The organism is Streptomyces sp. MBT53 (genome assembly GCF_016654115.1).
GTDB lineage: Bacteria > Actinomycetota > Actinomycetes > Streptomycetales > Streptomycetaceae > Streptomyces.
On record NZ_JAEQAZ010000499.1, the window covers coordinates 1 to 492 of the forward strand.

A 492-nucleotide genomic window follows, 5' to 3' on the forward strand; every position below is an offset into this window, starting at 1 on the left:
GGTGCGGTGTGCGGGGGCCCGGCAGCGAAGTCCGCTCACCATGCCTAGGGTTGACCGGGTGAACGCAGCCGCCGACGGTGCCGGGCCCCCGCACACCGCACCCGTCCTGTTCCCCGGACACCGCCGGCTGCGGTACATCACGTACGTCCTCGTCTCCCTCGCCGCTCTCGGCCTCTCCCTGGCCGGCACGGACGAGATGATGAGCGAGTACGAACTGGGTGTGTTCCAGGGCATGTTGGCCGGTTTCGCGCAGGGTGTCGCCCTGGTCCTCGCCCTGCGCAGGCCCGTCCCCGCCTGGGCCCTGTCCCTCACCGCGACGGCCTTCACCGCGCTGACCGTGCGTGCCGCCATGGATCCCCTCCCCACCAGGAATCCCCTCCCGGGGCTGACCCCCGGCCCCAACTGGCCCTGGAGCACCACCGAGGTCATCGTCCAGGCCGCCGTCCTGCTGCTCGTGGCCCTGCGCGTGCCCACCCGCAAGGCTCTCGCGGC

Annotated in this window: 1 pseudogene; it reads left to right on the plus strand. The window is 72.6% G+C overall.

Going from position 1 to position 492, the window contains the following annotated elements:
* Positions 1–58 precede the first annotated feature (58 nt).
* Positions 59–492: pseudogene (locus JHN45_RS52465) on the plus strand (sensor histidine kinase); the annotation flags it as partial.